Origin of the sequence: Mucilaginibacter paludis DSM 18603 (assembly GCF_000166195.2) — a bacterium.
GTDB classification, from domain to species: domain Bacteria; phylum Bacteroidota; class Bacteroidia; order Sphingobacteriales; family Sphingobacteriaceae; genus Mucilaginibacter; species Mucilaginibacter paludis.
In genome coordinates this window covers 2,730,344-2,751,466 of the sequence record NZ_CM001403.1, presented here as the reverse complement: position 1 = coordinate 2,751,466, position 21,123 = coordinate 2,730,344, and the positions used below count along the sequence as shown (strand labels likewise).

Annotated in this window: 23 protein-coding genes; 21 read left to right on the top strand and 2 right to left on the bottom strand. The window is 41.6% G+C overall.

Features of this window, described 5'->3' with window-relative positions; all coding sequences use genetic code 11:
* Positions 1-173: 173 nt before the first annotated feature.
* The 16 genes from MUCPA_RS11465 to MUCPA_RS11390 all read left to right on the top strand — a co-directional run bounded on the left by MUCPA_RS11465 (position 174) and on the right by MUCPA_RS11390 (position 14,180).
* On the top strand, positions 174-1,625 hold the full coding sequence (locus MUCPA_RS11465) for an IS1182 family transposase (protein WP_008506532.1): 1,452 nt from the start codon (positions 174-176) through the stop codon (positions 1,623-1,625).
* Between the two features lie 290 nt (positions 1,626-1,915).
* Positions 1,916-2,203 (top strand): hypothetical protein, encoded by a 288-nt coding sequence (locus tag MUCPA_RS11460; RefSeq protein ID WP_008506531.1) that lies wholly within the window; start codon positions 1,916-1,918, stop codon positions 2,201-2,203.
* Positions 2,190-2,447, top strand: a complete 258-nt coding sequence (locus MUCPA_RS11455; protein WP_008506530.1) for a hypothetical protein — start codon at positions 2,190-2,192, stop codon at positions 2,445-2,447. Before MUCPA_RS11460 ends, MUCPA_RS11455 begins: the two co-directional genes overlap by 14 nt.
* A gap of 324 nt (positions 2,448-2,771) precedes the next feature.
* Positions 2,772-3,065 carry a helix-turn-helix domain-containing protein gene (locus tag MUCPA_RS11450; RefSeq protein ID WP_233276858.1) on the top strand — a complete coding sequence of 98 codons (294 nt, stop codon included), beginning with the start codon at positions 2,772-2,774 and terminating at the stop codon, positions 3,063-3,065.
* Positions 3,066-3,278: 213 nt separating this feature from the next.
* On the top strand, positions 3,279-3,647 hold the full coding sequence (locus MUCPA_RS11445; protein ID WP_040625848.1) for a hypothetical protein: 369 nt from the start codon (positions 3,279-3,281) through the stop codon (positions 3,645-3,647).
* A gap of 191 nt (positions 3,648-3,838) precedes the next feature.
* Positions 3,839-4,618, top strand: a complete 780-nt coding sequence (locus tag MUCPA_RS11440; protein WP_040627368.1) for an MbnP family protein — start codon at positions 3,839-3,841, stop codon at positions 4,616-4,618.
* 5 nt (positions 4,619-4,623) lie between these two features.
* Positions 4,624-5,721 (top strand): cytochrome-c peroxidase, encoded by a 1,098-nt coding sequence (locus MUCPA_RS11435; protein WP_008506526.1) that lies wholly within the window; start codon positions 4,624-4,626, stop codon positions 5,719-5,721.
* On the top strand, positions 5,718-6,566 hold the full coding sequence (locus tag MUCPA_RS11430; protein ID WP_008506524.1) for an MbnP family protein: 849 nt from the start codon (positions 5,718-5,720) through the stop codon (positions 6,564-6,566). Before MUCPA_RS11435 ends, MUCPA_RS11430 begins: the two co-directional genes overlap by 4 nt.
* 5 nt (positions 6,567-6,571) lie before the next feature.
* The gene (locus MUCPA_RS11425) at positions 6,572-7,621 is read left to right on the top strand and encodes a cytochrome-c peroxidase (RefSeq protein WP_008506522.1); all 1,050 of its coding nucleotides are present in this window, start codon (positions 6,572-6,574) and stop codon (positions 7,619-7,621) included.
* A gap of 5 nt (positions 7,622-7,626) precedes the next feature.
* Positions 7,627-8,547: a transporter family protein gene (locus MUCPA_RS11420; protein WP_008506520.1), complete on the top strand. Its 921-nt coding sequence runs from the start codon at positions 7,627-7,629 to the stop codon at positions 8,545-8,547.
* 37 nt (positions 8,548-8,584) lie between these two features.
* On the top strand, positions 8,585-9,073 hold the full coding sequence (locus tag MUCPA_RS11415; RefSeq protein WP_008506519.1) for a hypothetical protein: 489 nt from the start codon (positions 8,585-8,587) through the stop codon (positions 9,071-9,073).
* A gap of 4 nt (positions 9,074-9,077) precedes the next feature.
* A complete protein-coding gene (locus tag MUCPA_RS11410; protein ID WP_008506517.1) occupies positions 9,078-9,725 on the top strand; it encodes an SCO family protein in 648 nt (215 codons plus the stop codon).
* A 275-nt stretch (positions 9,726-10,000) separates the two neighbouring features.
* Positions 10,001-10,339 (top strand): winged helix-turn-helix domain-containing protein, encoded by a 339-nt coding sequence (locus tag MUCPA_RS11405; RefSeq protein WP_040627364.1) that lies wholly within the window; start codon positions 10,001-10,003, stop codon positions 10,337-10,339.
* 213 nt (positions 10,340-10,552) lie between these two features.
* Positions 10,553-12,517: a TonB-dependent receptor plug domain-containing protein gene (locus tag MUCPA_RS11400; RefSeq protein ID WP_233276857.1), complete on the top strand. Its 1,965-nt coding sequence runs from the start codon at positions 10,553-10,555 to the stop codon at positions 12,515-12,517.
* A gap of 13 nt (positions 12,518-12,530) precedes the next feature.
* A complete protein-coding gene (locus tag MUCPA_RS11395; protein WP_008506511.1) occupies positions 12,531-13,676 on the top strand; it encodes a cytochrome-c peroxidase in 1,146 nt (381 codons plus the stop codon).
* Positions 13,677-13,682: 6 nt separating this feature from the next.
* Positions 13,683-14,180, top strand: coding sequence for a molybdopterin-dependent oxidoreductase (locus MUCPA_RS11390; protein WP_008506510.1), 498 nt, complete (start codon positions 13,683-13,685; stop codon positions 14,178-14,180).
* 116 nt (positions 14,181-14,296) lie between these two features.
* On the opposite strand, the gene MUCPA_RS37690 is transcribed toward MUCPA_RS11390, so the two are convergent.
* A protein-coding gene (locus tag MUCPA_RS37690; protein ID WP_233276784.1) for an IS630 family transposase occupies positions 14,297-15,429 on the bottom strand; the annotation gives its coding sequence in 2 pieces (ribosomal slippage) (positions 14,297-15,000 and positions 15,000-15,429; 1,134 coding nt in all).
* Between the two features lie 78 nt (positions 15,430-15,507).
* Between MUCPA_RS37690 and MUCPA_RS39220 the strand changes: the two genes are divergently transcribed.
* Positions 15,508-15,666 (top strand): DUF7009 family protein, encoded by a 159-nt coding sequence (locus MUCPA_RS39220; RefSeq protein ID WP_394330557.1) that lies wholly within the window; start codon positions 15,508-15,510, stop codon positions 15,664-15,666.
* 63 nt (positions 15,667-15,729) lie between these two features.
* On the opposite strand, the gene MUCPA_RS39520 is transcribed toward MUCPA_RS39220, so the two are convergent.
* Positions 15,730-15,912, bottom strand: coding sequence for a DUF1543 domain-containing protein (locus MUCPA_RS39520; RefSeq protein WP_169316166.1), 183 nt, complete (start codon positions 15,910-15,912; stop codon positions 15,730-15,732).
* A 245-nt stretch (positions 15,913-16,157) separates the two neighbouring features.
* Between MUCPA_RS39520 and MUCPA_RS11375 the strand changes: the two genes are divergently transcribed.
* From MUCPA_RS11375 to MUCPA_RS11360, 4 genes are all read left to right on the top strand, one after another.
* A complete protein-coding gene (locus MUCPA_RS11375; protein ID WP_008506507.1) occupies positions 16,158-17,123 on the top strand; it encodes a hypothetical protein in 966 nt (321 codons plus the stop codon).
* Between the two features lie 323 nt (positions 17,124-17,446).
* Positions 17,447-18,037 (top strand): YqcI/YcgG family protein, encoded by a 591-nt coding sequence (locus MUCPA_RS11370; RefSeq protein ID WP_008506505.1) that lies wholly within the window; start codon positions 17,447-17,449, stop codon positions 18,035-18,037.
* Positions 18,034-18,642 (top strand): HD domain-containing protein, encoded by a 609-nt coding sequence (locus MUCPA_RS11365; protein WP_008506504.1) that lies wholly within the window; start codon positions 18,034-18,036, stop codon positions 18,640-18,642. The genes MUCPA_RS11370 and MUCPA_RS11365 overlap by 4 nt, the downstream gene beginning before the upstream one ends.
* Before the next feature lie 29 nt (positions 18,643-18,671).
* Positions 18,672-21,080 carry an outer membrane beta-barrel family protein gene (locus tag MUCPA_RS11360; RefSeq protein WP_008506502.1) on the top strand — a complete coding sequence of 803 codons (2,409 nt, stop codon included), beginning with the start codon at positions 18,672-18,674 and terminating at the stop codon, positions 21,078-21,080.
* The last annotated feature ends 43 nt before the right edge of the window (positions 21,081-21,123 follow it).

The following is a 21,123-nucleotide window of genomic DNA, read 5'->3' as shown; positions in this document are numbered from 1 at the left end:
TGTACCTTGCGTTAAAGAAGTAACCGATCTGGTTTACTTTGTGATAAGGTTTAGGTAAAAAGGCTCGGCGCAATGCGAGGGCACTGAAAAAGTCCCTTAGTGAAAAAGGGGTAGAAAATTTAGTTTTTCTACCCCTTTTTTGTATCTTAAAGTGTCGAAAGAAAGAGACCAATATGCTTAGCCAACAACAACAGATACAGTTTAGTGCGTTTTCGGGGCTTTATGACCTGATTGTTCCGAAAGACAATCTTTTAAGGAAGATCAATGACTTGATAGATTTTACTTTTATCTATGAAGAACTGGTCAACAAGTATTGCATGACCAATGGCAGGACGGCAGAAAGCCCTGTACGAATGTTCAAATACCTGTTATTAAAGACGATCTATACTGTTTCTGATGTTGATGTGGTGGAACGTTCGCAGTATGATATGTCCTTCAAATATTTCCTGGAGCTGTCGCCCGAGGACGGGGTTATTGATCCCAGTTCATTAACAAAGTTCAGAAAACTACGGCTGAAGGATAATGATCTTTTAAACCTTCTGATTGGTAAAACGGTTGCTATAGCCATTGAAAAGGGGATAATCCGGTCAAAGTCCATCATTGTCGATGCCACGCATTCGCTGTCAAGATCGAACCCTTATTCCGCATTGGAAGTATTGCGGGAGCGCTCCAAACTGCTCCGCAAGGCGGTGTATGCTATAGATGAAGATATGAAGGCAGGTATGCCGGAAAAGAACACTACGGATGAGTTAGAAAAAGAACTGGCCTATTGCAGCGCATTGGAAAAGTATATTGAAGCCGACCAGCCGTTATGCCACATACCTGCGGTAAAAGAAAAACTGAACCTGTTGAAGGAGACGGTAGCAGATACGCAGGAACACTATACATTATCCAAAGACAGGGATGCCAAAACTGGCCATAAATCGACTGATAGCTCATTCTTTGGTTACAAGACCCATTTGGCGATGACCGAAGAACGTATTATCACAGCCGCAGTGGTTACCTCAGGCGAAAAAGGCGATGGGCCGGAGCTTCCCAGACTTTTGGAAATTAGTCAGCAAAATGGCATTGACGTAGATATGATCATCGGCGATGCTGCTTATTCAGGTAAAGAAAATCTTGAGTTAACAGGTGAACTGGGTGTAAAAGTTGTGGCTAAGCTAAACCCATCGATCACACAGGGGTTCAGAAAAGATCAGGACAAGTTTGATTATAATAAGGATGCCGGCATGTTTGTCTGCCCGGCAGGGCATTTGGCTATCCGGAAGGCACGCACCGGGAGGAAAAACATTGGAGAGAACCAGTTAGACACTTATTACTTTGACATTGAAAAGTGTAAGAGATGTCCACTAAGGGAGAATTGCTATAAGCCGGGCGCAAAAACCAAAACCTATTCTGTGAGTATCAAATCAGGCACACACCTGCAGCAGATTGCATTCCAGCAGACAGCAGAGTATAAAGAGAAAATCAAACACAGGTATAAGATCGAGGCCAAGAACAGCGAACTAAAAAACGTTCATGGTTACGACCGGGCGATAGCCTACGGGATACAAAATATGCAGATGCAGGGCGCGTTGGCCATCTTTACCGTCAATCTGAAAAGGATCATCAAACTGATAGGTTAAGGCCTATGAAAATCGGTGCTTCGCCTTTCCTCCGCACCTTTAATTGGCCCTTCTCACCCACTATAAATTACAATCCCAAAATAACCAGAACAAAAAAGCGACCAAGTAAATGTTGCCTTTACCTTGATCGCTTTTGGTAAATATCTTGTTAAAGTGCTACTTTTTCAGTGCCCTCCGCAATGCTTGGGCCTTTTTTTGTTGTCTTAATTTCAAATCACGTTCCTGAAAATTGTTTTTGTTGTATTATTCCACAACAAGCAATATATTGGTTCCTAAATCTTATTACTATAATGGCACGAATTAGAAACCTAAACCAATTTCATAAAGCCATCGTAAACGTAAAAAAAGCAGCGCATGAAATGCGTCTTGAATTAGAACGTATGGAGGCTTGGTACGCAGGCAAAGATTATTATTACAAACTCAGCAGAAAGGGACAGGAATGGCCTGCTCATCTTTTTGAAGTTCGCCAGCTTGTAGAAGCCATCGAGGATTTAGAGTTTGTAGGAAAGAAATTTAATATCAGTTATGGGGAAGTAGTTTTCCCCCCGTTCAAAACGCCTCACTATGAAAAGGAATGAGTATTTTGAACGGCACCCGGTATACAATCAATTAGCTTTCCAATCCATCATTGGCCTGATTCAACTAATGATTGATGAAGGTTTAGTAGATGCGGAGGAAAGGAATGGCTTTTATCGTGATTTTAAAGACTTCAGAAAGCATGTAGCCAAAATGTACGAACGAATGGAGCATGAACAAAAACAGGAATATATTGCCTATTTTCGTTACAAACATCACTTGTACAAGCCTTTCAATGATGTATAAGCATCTCATTATATATTTTGCTATTGGTTGGATCATCATTGGTTCAACTGCCTTTGGTCAGGAAATTAAAGGTATTTAGATAGGCCAACGTGCCGATAGCGTTCAGGCTTTTGTTGCATCAGAAGTGCAGGCACATTATAATACAGGTGGGTGGCTGATGAGATTGAATGCGCAGACAATCGACTTTAAAGGAGAGATCAAGGAAGTTATATCGTGTAAGGAAAATGTTTCGCTCCCTTTAAACAAGTAAGTAAGAGTGCGTTAATATTTCATACAGGCTATAAACAAAGCTATATCTTGTTGTGGCAAAGCACAACAGTAATCATGTATTATTATTACAATTTCCCTAATCATTTATTAACAGGAATGGTTAGCGATTTGGATAAAGGAATTTTAATACAATTTGGGAAACGTCTTAAATATTTAAGGCAATCTAAAAATCTGACTTATCGTAAAATGGCCTTATTATGCAATGTGGAATATGCCGACATACAACGGTATGAAACCGGAAAGGTAAATATTACTTTGCTTTCGCTTGGAGAATTGGCCAAAGCTTTAGAGGTTGATCCGCAAGAATTATTAAATTTTAAAGAAACATTACCTGATTTGAAAACATAGGTATACAGTGACTATCTGCTATCTTTCTCTAAAAGAAACTCAACAACATTCCCACATCTCAACAATAACGAAATTTTTATTAGTGATTTCACTCTGCTAATCTAAATGGTCTTGGCATTTCATCTGGCTCGCGTTTTTGGTGCCTAAGTGTTGAAAATGGGATGTTGTGTTAATGTAATTGCAGAAGTCTCACAAATTCTTACCTTTGCGCCAATGCTCAAACGGTTCACCGCCATATTGCTGCTCGTTGCGCTGATCGGTTCCAACTGCTCACGTTTCTTCGTTTATGCGGGTTTTGAGGTTAATCAGAAGTACATCGCCGACAATCTTTGTATCAATAAAAGTAAGCCTTGGTTGCATTGTAACGGACACTGTTACCTCATGAATAAATTGAGGCAAACAGAAGAAAAAGAAAAAAAGCAGGAGCGCGAAGAGCAGAAAAGCCGCTACCAGGAAGCTTTACCCACCAATCCAATAACCATTGTTTTTATAGAACCAACTGTAAAAGTTGAATATCCCCCAAGCACAATCCCTGGTATCATGGGCCGTGCCTCCTCTATTTTCCAGCCGCCGCGCGTGTAGTCTGATGAGCAGGCTATTCAAGTACTTTGTTGATTAACAGAGGCATTTCGCCTGCGTTATCATTTACCCTGCATTTTTATTTCTAATACTATTCATTAACAATGATGAGTGGCAAGCCCGTGTGCATGCCACCCAGCTTACTTATTAATTTATGGAGCAGGCCGTGCCATGCTTCCTCAACACTTATAAAAATGAAAAAAATTCTATCGATACTATCGTTATCTGCTATACTATTCGCTGCTTGTACCAAAAACAACGATGTTCAACCTGTGGAAACGGCAGGTAAAGCGACCATCACTTTTGATGCTGTAGTCGGCACCTCCGATTTTGCGTTAAATAAAGATTTTACTGCAAACGGCAAGACCTGGAACTTTACCCAGTTAAGGTACTGGGTAAGCAATGTGGTATTGGTTAAAGCTAGCGGCGAAGAATATGCCGTACCTAATTCTTACTATTTGTTAGAAGAGAACAATGCCGCCGAAACCAATAGCGCCTATACTTATCCGGCTAACAAACGCGAAGACGTGAAACTGACTGATATTCCGGCGGGTGATTACAAATCCATTAAATTTTCAGTGGGTGTTGACACCAAATACAACAGCAACCTGAGCCTTCAGGCGGGTGAACTGTCCCAACTGAACGGCATGACCAATGTTTCCTGGATGTGGGCCACTACCTATATTTTCTCTTCCCTGAAGGGTAAAGTAACTGACGGCGCAACTTCAAAAACGATGGTTGTTGAAACCGGTCTGGATGCCAATTACAAAACGGTTACGTTGGCTTTACCGTCTACCTTGCATATCGGTTCAAGCAAATCGTCAACCATTTTGTTAAACGCGGATGTAACCAAAGTAACCGACGGTATAGACGTAATGACCACGCCTACAGTTGGCGCATCTCAGGCAACAGCAATGGCTGCTGTCGCAACCAACTATGGCACTAAAGTATTTACAGTAAAGTCTGTTAACTAATACCTATGGCAGGCTTAAACGCATATCCGCGTTTTGCCGCTATGCTTTTTTTAACCGGATGGCTGGTAACCTCGTCTTGTAAAAAAGACGGGGCTGCCGGTACCGTTCCGGTCGTTGCGCTGCATCCGGCTGAACTCTCCGTTCCCGCTAATTTTCCGGCGGTGAAGAGTGACCCGGATAACCCGTTAACGCAAGAAGGCATCGCCCTGGGCAGAATGTTATTTTATGATACCCGTCTTTCGGGCCTCAACAGGCTTTCCTGTGCATCGTGCCACCGGCAGGATATCGCTTTTAGCGATGGTGTAGCGCTCAACAATATCGGCGAGTCAGGGAATACCCTGCCGCGCCATGCACCGGCACTCATTAACCTGATCTGGGCTAATAACGGCCTGTTTTGGGACGGTGGTTCAACCAACCTGGAATCGCAGGCCTTCGGCCCCCTGACCAGCGTAGATGAAATGCACCAGAACCTGAGCGAGCTGGAAGCGGAATTGAAGCAGGTGCCCGAATATGTGCAGCAATTTAAAACGGTATTCAACGGCGAGGTCAAGTCGGCCTCCATTGTCAAAGCCCTGGCGCAATTTGAACGGACGCTCATTTCAGGCAACAGCAGGTATGACCGCTTTATACGCAAAGAAAACGGTGTGCAATTATCAGATCAGGAACAACAGGGGCTGGCACTGGTCAACAGTAAATGCAGGAGCTGCCACGCGGGTGAATTATTCACTGATAACGGCTATCATAACAATGGGATCGACAACGATTTCAGCAATGATGCGCTGGAGCGGATCTATATGGGGCGCTTCCGTATAACCAATAACCAGGCAGATCTGGGCAAATTTAAAACGCCTACGCTACGTAATATCCTGCTGACCGCGCCTTATATGCACGATGGCCGCTTTAAAACTATCGATGAGGTGCTGGCGCATTATCATAACGATATCAGGATTTCAGCCACCACCGATCCGCTGCTTTATCAAAACGGCGGCCAGGCAGGCATCCCCATGACTGATCAGGAGATGAAAGCCATCAAAGCATTCCTAGCCGCACTGACGGACACAGACTTTGTCCAAAACCCGAAACTTAGTAAACCCAATTTATGAAGACATTTAAATTTCTAACTCCATATTTAGCGGCAGGCAGTTTGGCCTTGCTGCTGCTTTCCGGCTGCTCTAAAAAGGCCGATGTAGCACCAAATTACAACGAAGATGATCTCGCTCCGTTCTCGGTGGAGTTTGATAACATTGTCGGGGAAAAAACACTGGCCTTTAATAATACAGCCAGCCCATACACCAATGCGGCGGGCGAAAAATTCACCGTTTCCCTCGTTCAGTATTTTATCAGCAACATCAAGGTAAGTAAAGCCGATGGTACTACCTATACCGTTAAACAGGATAGCAGTTACTTTCTGATTAAAGGCGCTGACCGCGCTACGCGCTTTGCCAAAGTGAAAGTGCCGGAAGGCGATTACACCAAATTAACTTTCACTTTAGGTGTAGACAGCCTGCGCAGCACGATGGATATCAGCAAGCGCACGGGCGTATTAGACCCTGCTGCTGGCATGGACGACGGAATGTACTGGGGCTGGAATGCCGGGTACATCTTCTTTAAACTGGAAGGCAACTCCAATGTGATCTCTGATGATGTTAACGGCGACCCAACCGGCAAAAAGCAATTCAAATACCATATCGGCGGCTTCGGGGGCTATTCCGCCCCAACGATCAATAATATCAAAACGGTCACCCTCGACCTAACTACCGGCGGCATCGCCAAAGTCCGTAAGGACCGCCAGAGCAATGTGCACCTGTTTGTCGATCTGATGAAAGTTTTTAACGGTAAAAACAGCTTCAGTATCGCTTCACACCCCAACGTCATGTTCAGCGATTACAGCGTCAATATTGCCGGAAACCTGACGGAATTGTTCCGCCACGACCATACAGAAAACTAAACACCATGAAAAAAAGAGCATTTTGGGTGGTGATAGGAGGTTTTTGTTTGCTGATGTATGCCTGTAAAAAGGAAGATCAGATTAAGGAAGCGGTCAGCACATTCCTGGGTTTTCAAAAACCGGCCAACTTTCCCGAACCCGTCTACAAACTGGAGAACAATAAAGTAACCGAAGCAGGTTTCCTTTTGGGGCGTTCCTTGTTTTATGAGCCCCGGCTGTCGCGCAATAACACCATTTCCTGTGGTTCCTGCCATATCCAGTCCTCGGGCTTTACGCAACACGGGCATGATGTGAGCCACGGTATAGACGACCTTTTAGGTACGCGTAACTCGCCGCCCATTATGAACCTGGCCTGGAACAGTGCCTTTATGTGGGGAGGCGGTATTTATGATCTGGATTTGCAACCTATAGCACCCATCACTACGCATGTGGAGATGGATGAGACCTTGGATAATGTAATGGCTAAACTCCGGCTGGTAGCCAAGTACCCGACGATGTTCAAAGCCGCCTTCGGTACGGAGGAGATCAATACAGCTCGTTTCATGAAAGCACTTTCACAATTTATGGTGATGTGTATCAGCGCTAATTCCAAATACGACAAAGTAATGCGCAAGGAAGCCGGGCAAAGCTTTACGGCAGATGAGCAGGCAGGATACGCGCTGTTTCAGGCTAAATGTAGTAGCTGCCACAAAGAGCCCCTGTTCACGGATGGCTCATTCCGTAATAACGGATTGGCACCATCACCTATCAACGACCTGGGTTTGTACACTGCTACCTTGCAGGAGACGGATCGTTATAAGTTTAAAGTACCCAGTTTGCGCAACCTAACTTATACCGCGCCTTATATGCATGATGGCCGGTTCCTGACGCTTAACGGCGTATTTGATCATTATAACGACGAAGTACAGCAAACGGCTAATCTCGACCCTTTATTACAACTGAACGGCAAGCCCGGCATCAGCCTGACCGCCGATGACCGCGTTAAGCTGACTGCCTTTCTTAAAACCCTGGATGATGCGGATTTTGTTACCCGCAAAGACCTGGCTGAACAATAAACACGATGAAAAAATACATTATCCTTCTTTTCTTTTCGGTCATCACCTTCCCGGTGCTGGCTTGCGATATTTGCGGATGCGGCGTAGGCAGTTATTACCTCGGTATCCTGCCGGAGTACCAGAAACGTTTTATCGGCATACGATACCAGCATAAAACGCTGACGACCCACCTCGGCCCGTTCGGAGAACGCACGCCGATCACTTCTGACGAAACTTACCAAAGCATGGAGGTTTGGGGCGGCTGGAACATCGGGAAAAAGTTCCGGGTGTTGGCTTTTTTACCTTATAATTTCAACGACCGGGTAGCACAGACGGGGAACGGCTCCAAAACAGGTTTGGGCGATGTCGCGGTGATGGGTTATTACAACCTGTTCAGCCACCGCTCCGTGATCAGCGATAAACTGCTGGTACAGTCGCTTTGGGTGGGTGCCGGTATTAAATTGCCTACCGGCAAATACGAACCCGGTGAACGCTTGCGCGTATCTGAATCGCCCAATAACTTTCAGCTGGGTACGGCCAGTACCGATTTTACGCTGAACGCGGCTTATGATGTACGGTTAATGGATTTTGGCATCAATGTGAACGCCAACTATAAGATCAATACCAATAACAAATATGATTATCGCTACGGCAACAAGTTGACGGCAAATGCGCTGGCCTACTACAAGATCCGGATTTTTAACAAGGTAACGGTAGCGCCTAATGCAGGGGTGCTTTACGAAACCTCGCAACAGGATGTGGAGCGTAACAAGTATGCTGTAGATGTTTCAGGTGGCCATGTGGTATCGCTCGTCGGCGGCCTGGAAGCAAACTTCAGCCGCTTTTCAGCGGGTGCCAACTACCAGGACATTGCTTCCCAGCAACTGGCCAATAACCGCGTTAAAGCAGGTAACCGCCTGATGGTGCATTTCGCGGTAGCCTTTTAAGTTTTTTATTAAACAGTACTCCTAAAAAATCAAAAAGATGAAAAAAATCAAAACAACACTGTTAACCATCACGACTATACTATGCATGGCTGCCTGCCAGAATGAAGGCGATTATAAGGTAATCCGCAAACAGGTACTTGACCGGCATGACCAGATCATGATGGATGGCGAAAAAGCGATGAATGACAAAATGATGCTTGATACGCTCGCGCTGTCGGGCCTGGCCAAACTGAAAGCGCAACAACCCTCATTGGACACTGCCGCCGAGCATCGGGAAATAAAACGGTTAACCAAAAAGCTCGATGATGCCGATGAACGCATGAACGACTGGATGCACAATTTTAAGACCGATGTTGACGGCAAGTCTAATCAAGAGGCCGTGGATTATTTTAATGGTCAGAAAACAAAGATAGCCCAACTCGACAGCCTGTATAAAGCAGTGTTAAAAGAATCAACCGGTTATCTCCGAAAATTCAATTTGAAAGCAGATACGACCATGAAAAGCATGGATCATATGAAAATGTAACCTAATGAAAAAACAATATGCTTACATGCTCGCCGCTTTAGTTTTGGTAGCCTGCCGTCCTTCGCAAAAGCAACTTCCGATTTTAGGCAGTCGGCATCTTATACAAAAAACCGTTGGTGGTAAAGTCATTACCGATACGGTCTACCAGACTATTCCGGCCTTCCGGTTCCTGAATCAGGACAGCACTATGATCGATAACCATACTTTTGATGGCAAGATCTACGTGGCAGACTTTTTCTTTACTTCCTGCCCCACCATCTGCCCGGTGATGCACCGTAACTTGCTGAAGGTTTACGATAAATACAAAGGCAACACCGAGGTGATGCTGTTATCCCACAGTATCGATTTTAAGTATGATGTACCGCATGTATTAAAAAGCTATGCGGTTAAACTGGGAATTACCGGCACGCAATGGGAATTTGTGCATGGCAGCAAGGAAGTGATTTACACTTTGGCGGAAAAGAACTATCTTGTATCCGTTGCAGAATCTGCCGGACAAAACGGCGGTTATATGCATCAGGGCTATCTGGTATTGGTTGACAAGGAGAAACGTATTCGTGGTGCTTATGACGGAACTGATGAAAAACAGGTTGCCCGGTTGATGGAAGATATGGATCTGCTATTAGCGTCTTATGGGCACAAAACTGATTAAATAAACGTATGAAACCGAAAAAAATTAAAAGGAAAAGCGAAAGGAAGCTGCTGATCGCAGTAACCGCATTCTTGTCTTTCTCCTTTGTCGTTATTATATGAATTGAGGCGGAGCAGAATCCGCACCGTGTTGTCAAAGAATTGATTAAAATAGGTGCACTCTAAAAAAAATTAGACTTAATTAAAAAGTATAATCCTCGCCCTTTTTGCTCGATTTTCTCTTTCTGAAAGCCTAAATAACTACACATGCCCATTTTTCTCGTAATTTTATCATTTATGAAAGAAATAACATTCAAATTAAACGGCAGAATGTGGATGGAGATTGATGGCGAACAAATGCTTGGTCCAGGAAGGGTTGAGCTGCTTGAAAGAATACAGGCTTCGGGTTCTCTTCGGCAGGCGGCTATTCAAATGAAAATGTCCTATAAGCAAGCGTGGGATATGATCAATCACCTGAATTCACATTTCGGCACTCCGGTAGTAATTTCGCATCGAGGCGGTAAAGGTGGAGGAATGGCGGTCATAACAGAGCAAGGCATTCAATTAATCAAAGAGTTTCGTGATTTACAACAGAAATTTCGTGATTTTCTTAAAGAAAATAGCAAAACAGATTGATTTTAATCTTTCTAATATAAAACCGCCAGAAAAATACTCAAGATTAACAGCCATGTACTCCCTTTCTATTAAAGACAATATTAAATAATTGAATTTTCTATAAAAGAAAAAGCATTGAAGCTTTTCTATATCTTAGCGTTATGTATAAGAAAATATAACGAAATTATAAGAATGAAGCTACCATTACCTTTATTTACAATTATCCTATTAATCGTGTCATATTTTTTTAGCTTGAAGGCTAACGCGCAGGTTGCAGATACAAGCAAACATGTTTTCCAACTTGGCCAGGTTAATATTATTGGCACCAAAGACAGTTTAAGAAGCAACAAGCTTAGCGCTGGCACGCTTAATTTATATAACCGGTACGATGTATCGCATGCCTTGAGTTTATTGCCCGGTGTTACCCTTACAGCCATTGGTCCGCGAAATGAGTCGGCGGTAAATATACGTGGGTTTGATATCCGCCAGGTTCCTGTTTATTTAGATGGGATTCCTTTATATGTACCTTATGATGGTTATGTGGATTTGGCAAGGTATAATACATTTAACCTGTCGGAGATTAATATTTCTAAAGGTTATTCATCCGTATTATTCGGACCCAATGCCGAAGGTGGAGCGATAAACATGGTGAGCCGTAAACCTGCAAACCCTTTTGAACTGAACGCGGTTGCCGGATACCTTAACGGCGGCTATCGGCTTAACACAAATATTGGGTCTAACTTAGGTAAGTTTTATTACCAGGTTTCTGCTTCACAATTAAAACGTGATTATTATCCGCTTTCGTCGTCTTTTACGCCGGTTAAAAATGAAGATGGTGGCCACAGGGATAACTCGTATAGTAACGATATTGATGTAAGCGGCAAAGTTGGATTTACGCCAACAGCATCGCAGGAATATGCTATTGGCTATAGTTACCATCATGGTACAAAAGGCACACCCGTATATGCGGGCGACGACACGCAAAATTCTTTACTCACCAAACCCCGTTACTGGAAATGGCCTAACTGGGATACACAGGGCCTGTACCTGTTAAGCAACAACAAAATCAATACAACTAATGTGATTAAAACCCGCTGGTATTACAGCCAGTTTAAAAACGAGATTGACAGTTATGACGATGTAAACTATAGCACCATTACCAAACCTTATGCTTTTAAAAGTATTTATAATGATTACACATTAGGCGGCAGTGTGATATTTGAAAATACGGATATTAAGAACAACAGCCTTAGTATTGTGGGCCAATACAAACAGGATGTGCACCGAGAGCACAACGTAGGCGAACCAATACGACGTGATGCTGATAATAATTTCTACGCGGGTGCCGAAGACACTTACCATATTACTTCGGCCCTGAAGGTAAATGCGGGTGTAGGTTTTAATGACAGGCGCAATACCCAGGCGCAGCTGTACAGCAATAACGTAATTTCTGATCTGCCCGGTGGCGGAAACAGCGCATGGGACGTGCAGGGCCTGGTTCAATATGATCTGGATAATACCAATTCCCTAAGCTTTTCAGTTGCGCGTAAAACCCGGTTTGCAACCATCAAAGATCGCTATTCCTTTAAACTGGGCACAGCCATTCCCAATCCCAATCTGAAAGCAGAGGATGCTTTAAATTATGATTTGAGCTATCACACACTTATTGGCAGTAAATTAACCTTACAGGCATCCGGCTTTTACAGTAAAATCAATAATAGTATTCAAACCGTTAATAATGTAGCTGTTGATCCTACCACGCACGCCAACCTTTCTCAAGTGCAAAATGTTGGCCAGGCAGAATATTATGGTGCAGAGTTTGCGGCTGGTTACCCAATTAACACCCGATTAAGACTGGATGCCAATTACACCCTCATTGTGCGCAACAATCTGTCGGCTCCTCAAATATATTTTACAGATGTGCCCAAACATAGCTTGTTTGCTTCAATACAGTATTCGCCTGTTGCCAAATTATACCTGCTGGCATCTGAAGAATATAATTCAAAAAGATATAGCACCAGTTACGGCACAACATCTGGCGCGTTTTATTTAAGCAATGTAAAAGCACACCTTACTTTGGTAAAAGGATTATCTTTAGAGGGCGGAGTAAACAACTTGTTCGATCGTAACTATACACTTGTAGAAGGTTATCCCGAAGAAGGAAGAAATTATTTTGTTAACCTGATGTTTAACTATTAATTGATCATTTGAGGTGTTGACAGAACGATATAAATTGAAATTTAACCGGCATAAAACTTTATCTAAAGTTGGTGTACTGTCGTTCCTGTTCGTCCTCACTGTTGGATTATCGGCCAGGACTTATTATGAAGATCCTATCCCCACTGGTTCCTTTCAATTGGTCTACCCGGCTAACTTCGGAAATCGCATTAATGTTCCTGCTGATAATCCTACTACAAAACAAGGTGTTTACCTCGGTCGCCTTCTATTTTATGAAACAGCGCTTTCGGCCAACAATAAATTATCCTGCTCAAGCTGTCACCGGCAAGAGAAAGCCTTTACGGATGGTAAAGCATTGAGCGAAGGTGTTGACCATGTATTATCAACCCGAAATTCGATGTCGTTGGTTAACCTGCTTTGGACCCGGAAATTATTTTGGGACGGTCGCGCGGCCAGCCTGGAAGACCAGGCCGCCACCCCCTTGAGCAATCCGCATGAAATGGGGCAATCTTTAACTATATCAGCCCAAAAACTCAGTCGTATTCAATCCTATCCTGCGTTATTCAGGTTGGTTTATGGCGATACCCTGATTAATGGCGACCGTATTGTGAAATCCATAGCCCAATTTGAGCGCACCCTAATCTCTGCTAATTCGCGCTATGACCAATATTTAAGAAATGCCTATCAGCCCAACGAACAGGAATTAAAAGGAATGGCCTTATTTAACCAATTCCCGCAGCCCGAAAAAGGTATCCGTGGCGCAAACTGTGCGCATTGCCATGGGGGAGCCAAAACCTATATGGAGTTATTTCACAACAATGGCCTGGATAGCATTCCCAAAGATGCTGGTATAGAAACCTTAACAGGCTTACCCGCAGATCGCGGACGTTTCAAGGTGCCTACGTTAAGGAATATAGCGCTCACTGCGCCCTATATGCATGACGGCCGCTTTAAAATACTGGAAGAAGTGATAGACCACTATAGCGAGCACATCAAACAATCCGCTTCTTTAAGTTCCTTTTTACAGGGTGAGTCTAATGAAATTGGTGGCACGTCATTAAAGCTACTACCCGAAGAAAAAAAAGAGCTGCTCGCTTTTTTAAACATGTTAACAGATTCAGTTTTCATCAGTAACCCTTCATTTTCCAACCCGCATTTACGCATCACCACAAATAAATAATATACCATGAAAAAAATATTTTTAATTATCGCCCTGGCTTTTTTGAGCCTTTCGCCCTTGCTTACCATAGCGCAATCTCAACAGGCTGCAGTAAAAATAACAGGGGAGGTTACTACTCCGCTGACTATTAATAATGAAGACCTGCAGAAGTTCAATCAAACCATAGTAGTAAGAAAGGACAAGGACGGTAAAGATCACACCTACTCGGGTGTGCTTGTTGCCGACCTATTACAAAAAGCCGGTGTTACCATGGGCCCCGAATTGAAGGGCGAAAACCTCACTAAATATTTATTGGTTGATGCCAGCGATGGTTACCAGGTGACCTTTACCTTGGCCGAGCTTGATAAAAGCTATACTGACCGCATGATCATACTTGCCAACCAAGTAGATGGAAAACCATTTCTCCCGGCCGACGGCCCATTCCGCATTATTGTGCAAGGCGAAAAAAAACCGGCCAGGTGTATTAAACAGGTGGTTAGCTTTAAAATTGCTTTTGCGAAGTAAAATAATTTAGGCACAGTTCAACCTGAAAGAACAGATTAATATCAACACCTGACCTCGTTTATGACATATAATCTAATATGGTAGATTAATTGTCAGCCAATATTACTAGTGTTATGTTAATCGTGTAATGACGGATAAAGTCTTTTCAGTTTTATTCGCGCATCTTTATTTTCGAACTGCCAGTTAATTTTGCTGTTCTTATTATTTCTGTTGTGTTGCCATGCCGCTACCTCTTCATTGATCTTCAGCATTGTTGAAATATGCCTGTTTAGGCATTGCCCATTCAATACATGCAATTCTATCTCGGCCATATTGAGCCAGCTTCCATGCTTGGGCGTATAAACAAACTCAAACCTATCCCATAGCCTTTTGGCTTCGGCTGGTTCAAATGTCTCGTAAAATGCAGAGGCCGAATGGGTTTTAAAATTGTCCATTACTAAAGTTATTTTTTTCGCTGTCGGGTACCATTCATCTGCTATTCTTTTTACGAATAAAGCCCAGTCCTTTTTGGTTTTAAACGCCGTAATTTCTACAAAGCGCTTGCCCCTCAAAGGCTCGTTGGCCATAAATATATTGACTACCCCATGCCTTATGTACTCGTAATCTACTCTTGCCTCCTGGCCAGGCTTCATGGCTTGAGAGGGCTGCCCTTCTTCTATCAATTGTTTTGGCGACTCATCCATACATACAACCGGAAATTCCTCATCATAAGGTTTTTTGTATACATCCAATACGCGTTCCATATTGGCTACAAATTCGCTGCTTTTTTCCGGTGGTATTACCCAGCCCTTTACTTTCCAAGGCTTAAGTTCGTTTTTTTAAGCACACTTCTTACTGTTACATGCGAAATACTTTCTACATATTCCAACTCTACCATTTTATCGGCGAGTAGCCTTAATGACCATTTAGCAAACCCCTCAGGCGGCTCGCTGCAACACAAGGCAACCAGCTTCGCTTCTACATCGCCATCTGATTTTGTTTCATAAACACGGCTGGTGGGGCGACGATCTAAAACACCTTCAAAACCCTCTTCAATAAACTTTTTCTTCACCCGGTCTATCGTTCGCATCCCTACTTTCAGGACTTTGCTGATCTGTTCATTTGTTATTTTCTCCGCATATTCCCCTTCATCACAATTCAATAGTATATAGGCTGTCCGGAATGTTTGAGAACTATGGGAGCCCTTGTTGATTATCGAGTATAACTCTCCAACCTCCTCTTTTGTAAGTTTTATCGTATAACGTACCATCTGTAATTTGTTTTACAAATATACGCTTTTATACGTCATATTATATTTAACTTAACACTAGAACAAGATTGTGCTATATTGCCCGAAAGTATAATACAGCAATGGATGGCTACAGATAATGTAGACTTCAACACTAACGATGGGAAACTCTATCTGCTCATAGAAAAGGATTTTGCCTGCCTGGATCATGTAGCCGGAGATCAAAGCGATAATTACCCGAATCCGGCATTGCTTTAAACCGGGACTATTCTGTGTCCCTTTCTTTTTTACATCAGTAAAACGTAATGCTGCTCTTCAAACTTATTTTCTTGATATCCGCCGAGATTTACGAAGAACAGTTTTTCCCTTCGCTCCGGCTGAGGCTTGATTGCAATAATTTTGTGAGATATTAACCTGATAACCATCAACTAAATTTACTTCACGCCAGACATCGATATGTTGTATCTTCTCTGATTCCGGCCAGAAGGCTTCAATTTCCGGCAAAAGGGTGCAATTCCAAAGAAAACGTCGTGCTTCGCTCAATATGTCGACCGCGAGGCTTACAGCCTTATATAAACATGAAAAAAATTAATATTGTTCATTGACCTAAATATAAGGAGGTTTTTGTCAAATATTTTATCATAATCTACTTAATCATTGACACAAGACTACCAGCTATGCGATAACTACCGTTTAAGTAGTAGCCCGAAATTAGTTCATTCATTTTCTAAATAACAATAGCTTTTTGGATGATGCCATGTGCAATAAGTATCTTTGTTTCATTTCTCATTGATGCCTGTTTTTTATCCCCTGCATTTAGAGAGTCTAAAACATTGAATCCTGTTGGAACTTTAGAAGTTATGGCCCACACATCGAAAACTGAGTTAAAGACAAGTTTGCCTGAATTAGAGGAATTATTTCGTCGCTTGCAAATTGATACTTCCATTCTTGGTTTTTATGACGATCCAGGTTTTCTGTGGGAAGAAAGCGCAACTCCTGATTTTTTGGAAAACTATGCCGCTTTTGTTCAATTAAAAAAGTACGATGAAAGCTACCTTCGAAGGGCGACTGTCGAGATTCCATTTATATGTAATTTACTGTATAACGAATTAGTTAATCATGGACAATTTGGCGCTTCTATTGATATATCATTCGCACTAGTTCGTATTTTAGAGGCTGAGGGGTTTTGGAACTATATTGTTAACGGTAGTTCAACGATAGAGTTTCAGTCCAAGCTTAAACTTAAACCTCGTTATTTTTGGTCTTTCAATGTTAACCCGGAACCTGTAGGCGGCCATACTTGGATAGTAGCGCCGCCATTTAATATTATTGACCTTACGTTAAAACAGCAACCTTATGCTTTCGGCGAAGAGAAATGGTTGCCCGATACAGTGATCACAAAAGATTTCAAGATTTACAAACCTCGGGAAATAGACCTTATTAGTCCCGACCTAAGTCTCATCATGAATGTTCAAGGGAATGCTGGAAGTAATCTATCGCGTATAAAAACTAATTATTCGGTATTTGCGCGTCTTTTTAAACCAAATCAAATTGAAACAGGTGATTTAAAGATTAAATATATTCCGGCTGGTTTATCCGTACCGGAAGAGCCGTTGGACAAAATCATATCTCCAAACCTTAATGGCAAACCTCCTTTTGAATTCTATCAAGAAGTCATCAAGCCAGCACTCAAAGAACTAAGGGAAATGAAATAGCACATTGCTGTAAGTCGCAGTCTCCATCTAAATTTTAATGGTTTGTATCCTTAATCGGAAATAGCATCTAATTATTATTATTAAGCTAACAAAGTATTTTGTGCGGAAAAGCGTTATGTTTTATAAAGTATAACGAAATTATTTTTCCTATTATTATATTTCACGTGTTTGTATTATAATGCTATAATTTTATTAAAAAAATAGAGTTTTCAATGGTAATAATTTATTAATATTGTCAAAATACCAGCGTACATATATTTGTGCCAGGCCTTTACCAATAGGCTAAACCGAGACAATCGAACCTAAATAATACTTATAACACAATGAATCATAATGTTCATGGCATAGATTTAAAGGAGATTACATCGTGTCCTTATGCTCCAAAAGCCGTCGTAGAGTATTTTAAAGAAGAAGTATTAGATACAGACGATTCTACGCTTAGCAAATTAAAAAAAGATTTCCTTGCCGTGGTAACTGGTCCTAATTTTCTGCGATTAGATGCTTACGTTGTAAAGCTCGGCGTCAAAATTGATTCTGTGAATGATCTCGTAGAACATTTTAAAAAACTGATGTATTATCTAAACGATAATCTCGGCACCGACAATGAATTAGAGGTGCCAAACTGGCGTTTTATTTTTAACAATACCAGTTTTTTTGTGATCGTAATGTCCGACATATATACAAGAGACAGCACGAGGTGGTATCCTGATGGTCATGTAATATTATTTCAACCTGAACACTCATTTCATAGGCAGATCCCAAGATCAAAAAGAAAAGCAGTAATAACATCGATCCGAAAAATATTCGCAAAACAAGGTGCCGACTACAGTGAAATCGTAGAAGATGCCCTTGAACCTCAGAAATATATATTTCCTTTAACTAAAAATGATGAACTAATAAATTGGTGGTTATGAAAATAGAAGCAAAAAAAATCCTGGACTTTCTGCATTTTACTGAAAATCTTAAGAAACTTACACGACACAGTTGGCTTTCTGATGGACGTCAGGAAAGTGTTGCGGAGCACACGTGGCGTATATCAATTATGTTTATCCTGGTAGAACCTCATCTGGGGATAAAGGTCGATTCTCTAAAAACGTTGGAAATGATTGTTATTCATGACATTATCGAAATTATCGCCGGTGATGTATGGGCTTTTGATGCTTTTAATAAAGAAACAAGAGAATTAAAAATACAGCGTGAAATGGCGGCTATCGATGAGATCAGGAAAACACTTGATAATGAAACGGGCGAGAAGTTTCACGCTTTATGGCATGAGTTTGAAGCCAAAGAAACAAACGAGGCTAAAGTAGCAAATGCGTTAGATAAACTTGAGGCCCAAATTCAGCATAATGAGGCAGATATATCAACCTGGCTTGATATAGAAAAAGAGATGCTACACATGATGCATAAACATGTTGAGTTCAATGAATTCTTGATTGCTTTTAAAGAAGTAATTGTTGAAGAGGGAGTTGAAAAATTAGCCAACAGCAATTCGAGCGAAGAAGCTTTGAAATCGTAATATTAATAAACAAACCAAAAACCTAATAATTGCAAACTTATCATATCTTAAATCGCTTCTCGAAAGAGAAGCGACTTGTTATTCTTTTGTGCTTACTTTTTCCAGTAACTTCTTTTTCACAGATTCACGGTAATGTTAAAGATTCTATTGGCAACAGGCTGTCCAACGTCGTTTGTAAATTAACGAGTCTTGGAAGTTCCAGAACATATTCAAACCCTACTGATAATAATGGCGACTTCTATTTTAAGGGAGTTGTTGCGGGAAAGTATTCAGTAAAAATTTCGCTTGTCGGTTTCCAAGCCTACGTGATTGACAATTTAATAGTGAAGGAGAAAGATAACATTGATTTGGGGAGCATTATTCTTCATACAGAAAGCAGGTTGCTAAAAGAAGTGAAGATCAGCTACAAACAGCCCGTTTACCAACAAAAGATGGATAAAACCATCGTTAATGTTGGAGAAACAATTAGTGCGTCAGGAGGCAGTGTTCTCGATGTTTTGGAGAGATCGCCAGGAGTCGCCGTTGATAGGCAAAATAACACTATTTCTATGCGGGGCAAGGAAGGGGTGTTGGTAATGATCAATGGCAAACAAACCTATCTTCCAATCTCAGAAGTCGTTCAGATGCTTAAGGGTGTTGGCACCGGCGTAGTATCAAAAATAGAGTTGATCAACAATCCTTCATCCGATATGGATGCAACAGGAAGTGCAGGTGTTATAAATGTTATCTTAAAAAAAGGTAGTAATCTCGGTCAAAGCTTCAGTTACGATGTAAACGGAGGCTACGGGAGAGGCGGGAAATTCGGAGGAGATTTGAATTACACTAACCAATTTGGCCGGCTTAGCTTAACTGCGTCTTACTCGGGAATGTATAACAATAGTAAAGAGGAATGGAAAGTTAATCGGAGGAATGATTATCACGACAGTGTTTTCGAAGTTAATACAACTACAGATCGCCATCCAATTAATATCACAAATTCAGGATCTCTTCGCCTTGATTACCCCGTGAACGACCGGTTATCATTTGGTGCAAATGTTCAGGCCTACTTCAAACATTGGAACATGGATGCGGATAACAATACAAATGTTAGTGATGGCCTGGTGATTCACCAAACAGATAGGGAGCACGACCGATGGTATGATATATTGAGCGGGGTAGACTCCAGGTATCAAATAAATCCCAATAGTTTAATTACTGTAAATGCGGATTATTTATCATACGTGAATAACAATCAACATGTTTATAATAATGAATATTCAGGGTCTGGCGCTACCAAAACAGAGCTAATAAATACTGATAAACATACCCCCATTCATATTACCGTCTTCAAAACTGATTATAATAATAAGGCTAGTGATAGTTTCACCTTTAAAGGTGGTTTGAAAACCGCCATTTCCTCTTTTACAAATAATGTAGCAGAGAACAATCTCGATGATCCAAATAATTCGTTGCTGGTTGATCTTACAGGTAAGGACTTTCTGAATGAGAATATCTATGCAGCTTATTCAAGCGCGCAATATCGTTTATCCTCTAAAATCAGTTTGGATGGGGGCTTAAGGTATGAATACACAACATCTACTTTAAAAGATCAAAATAACCTTTCTTTGTTCGATAGAAAATACGGAAATCTTTTCCCAAGTGTGACTGCTAAATACGAAATCAACAACGAAAATACACTGCAATTAGGTTATAATAGAAGAATCTCGCGGCCATCTTTCGTCGATATTGCCCCTTTTATCGTATTTCTCGACCCTAACACCTATGTAACCGGAAACGTTGAGTTAAAACCAACTTTGACAGATAATTATTCGGTTTCTTATAAACTTGATGATTATTTCTTTTCTCTTGAATATTCAAATAATACAAACTCAATCAGCACATTCCAGCCTGTCCTAAATGTAAATTCTAATACGCTTTTGCTTACCCCAAGGAATATTGATCATTTTAAGGTGGTGTCCTTCACAGCTAACGCGCCCTATGAAGTCAGCACCTGGTGGAAGTTTATCGTGAGTGGTACGTATTCATACCAAATGGTCAATACGATTTATGCATACAATGAGCGAGTGAACTTTTCCAGGAATACAGTTCGGCTGAACATCACAAATAACTTGACCCTGCCAAAGGGACTTTCAATTGAGCTATCAGGGTATGTCCAATCCCCCTTTATTGTCGGGATCACAACAAGAAAAATTCCAGGCGAAGTGAATTTTGGTTTGATGAAGAAACTAACGGAAAGATCAAGTTTAAGTTTTGTAGCGAATGATATATTCAAAACGAATATCTGGACCGAAACCAACCAATTATCAACCGGCAACTTTAGCCTTCACAGGAATAACAATTTTGAAACAAGAGTTTTCAGGCTGTCATACGCTTATAAGATAGGTACAACTAATCACAAGGCCAGAGAAAGGGTAGATGAAGAAAAGCGTGTCAATTAAACATTCAAATCAAGCAATAACACATAAATAATCTTGTAATTAT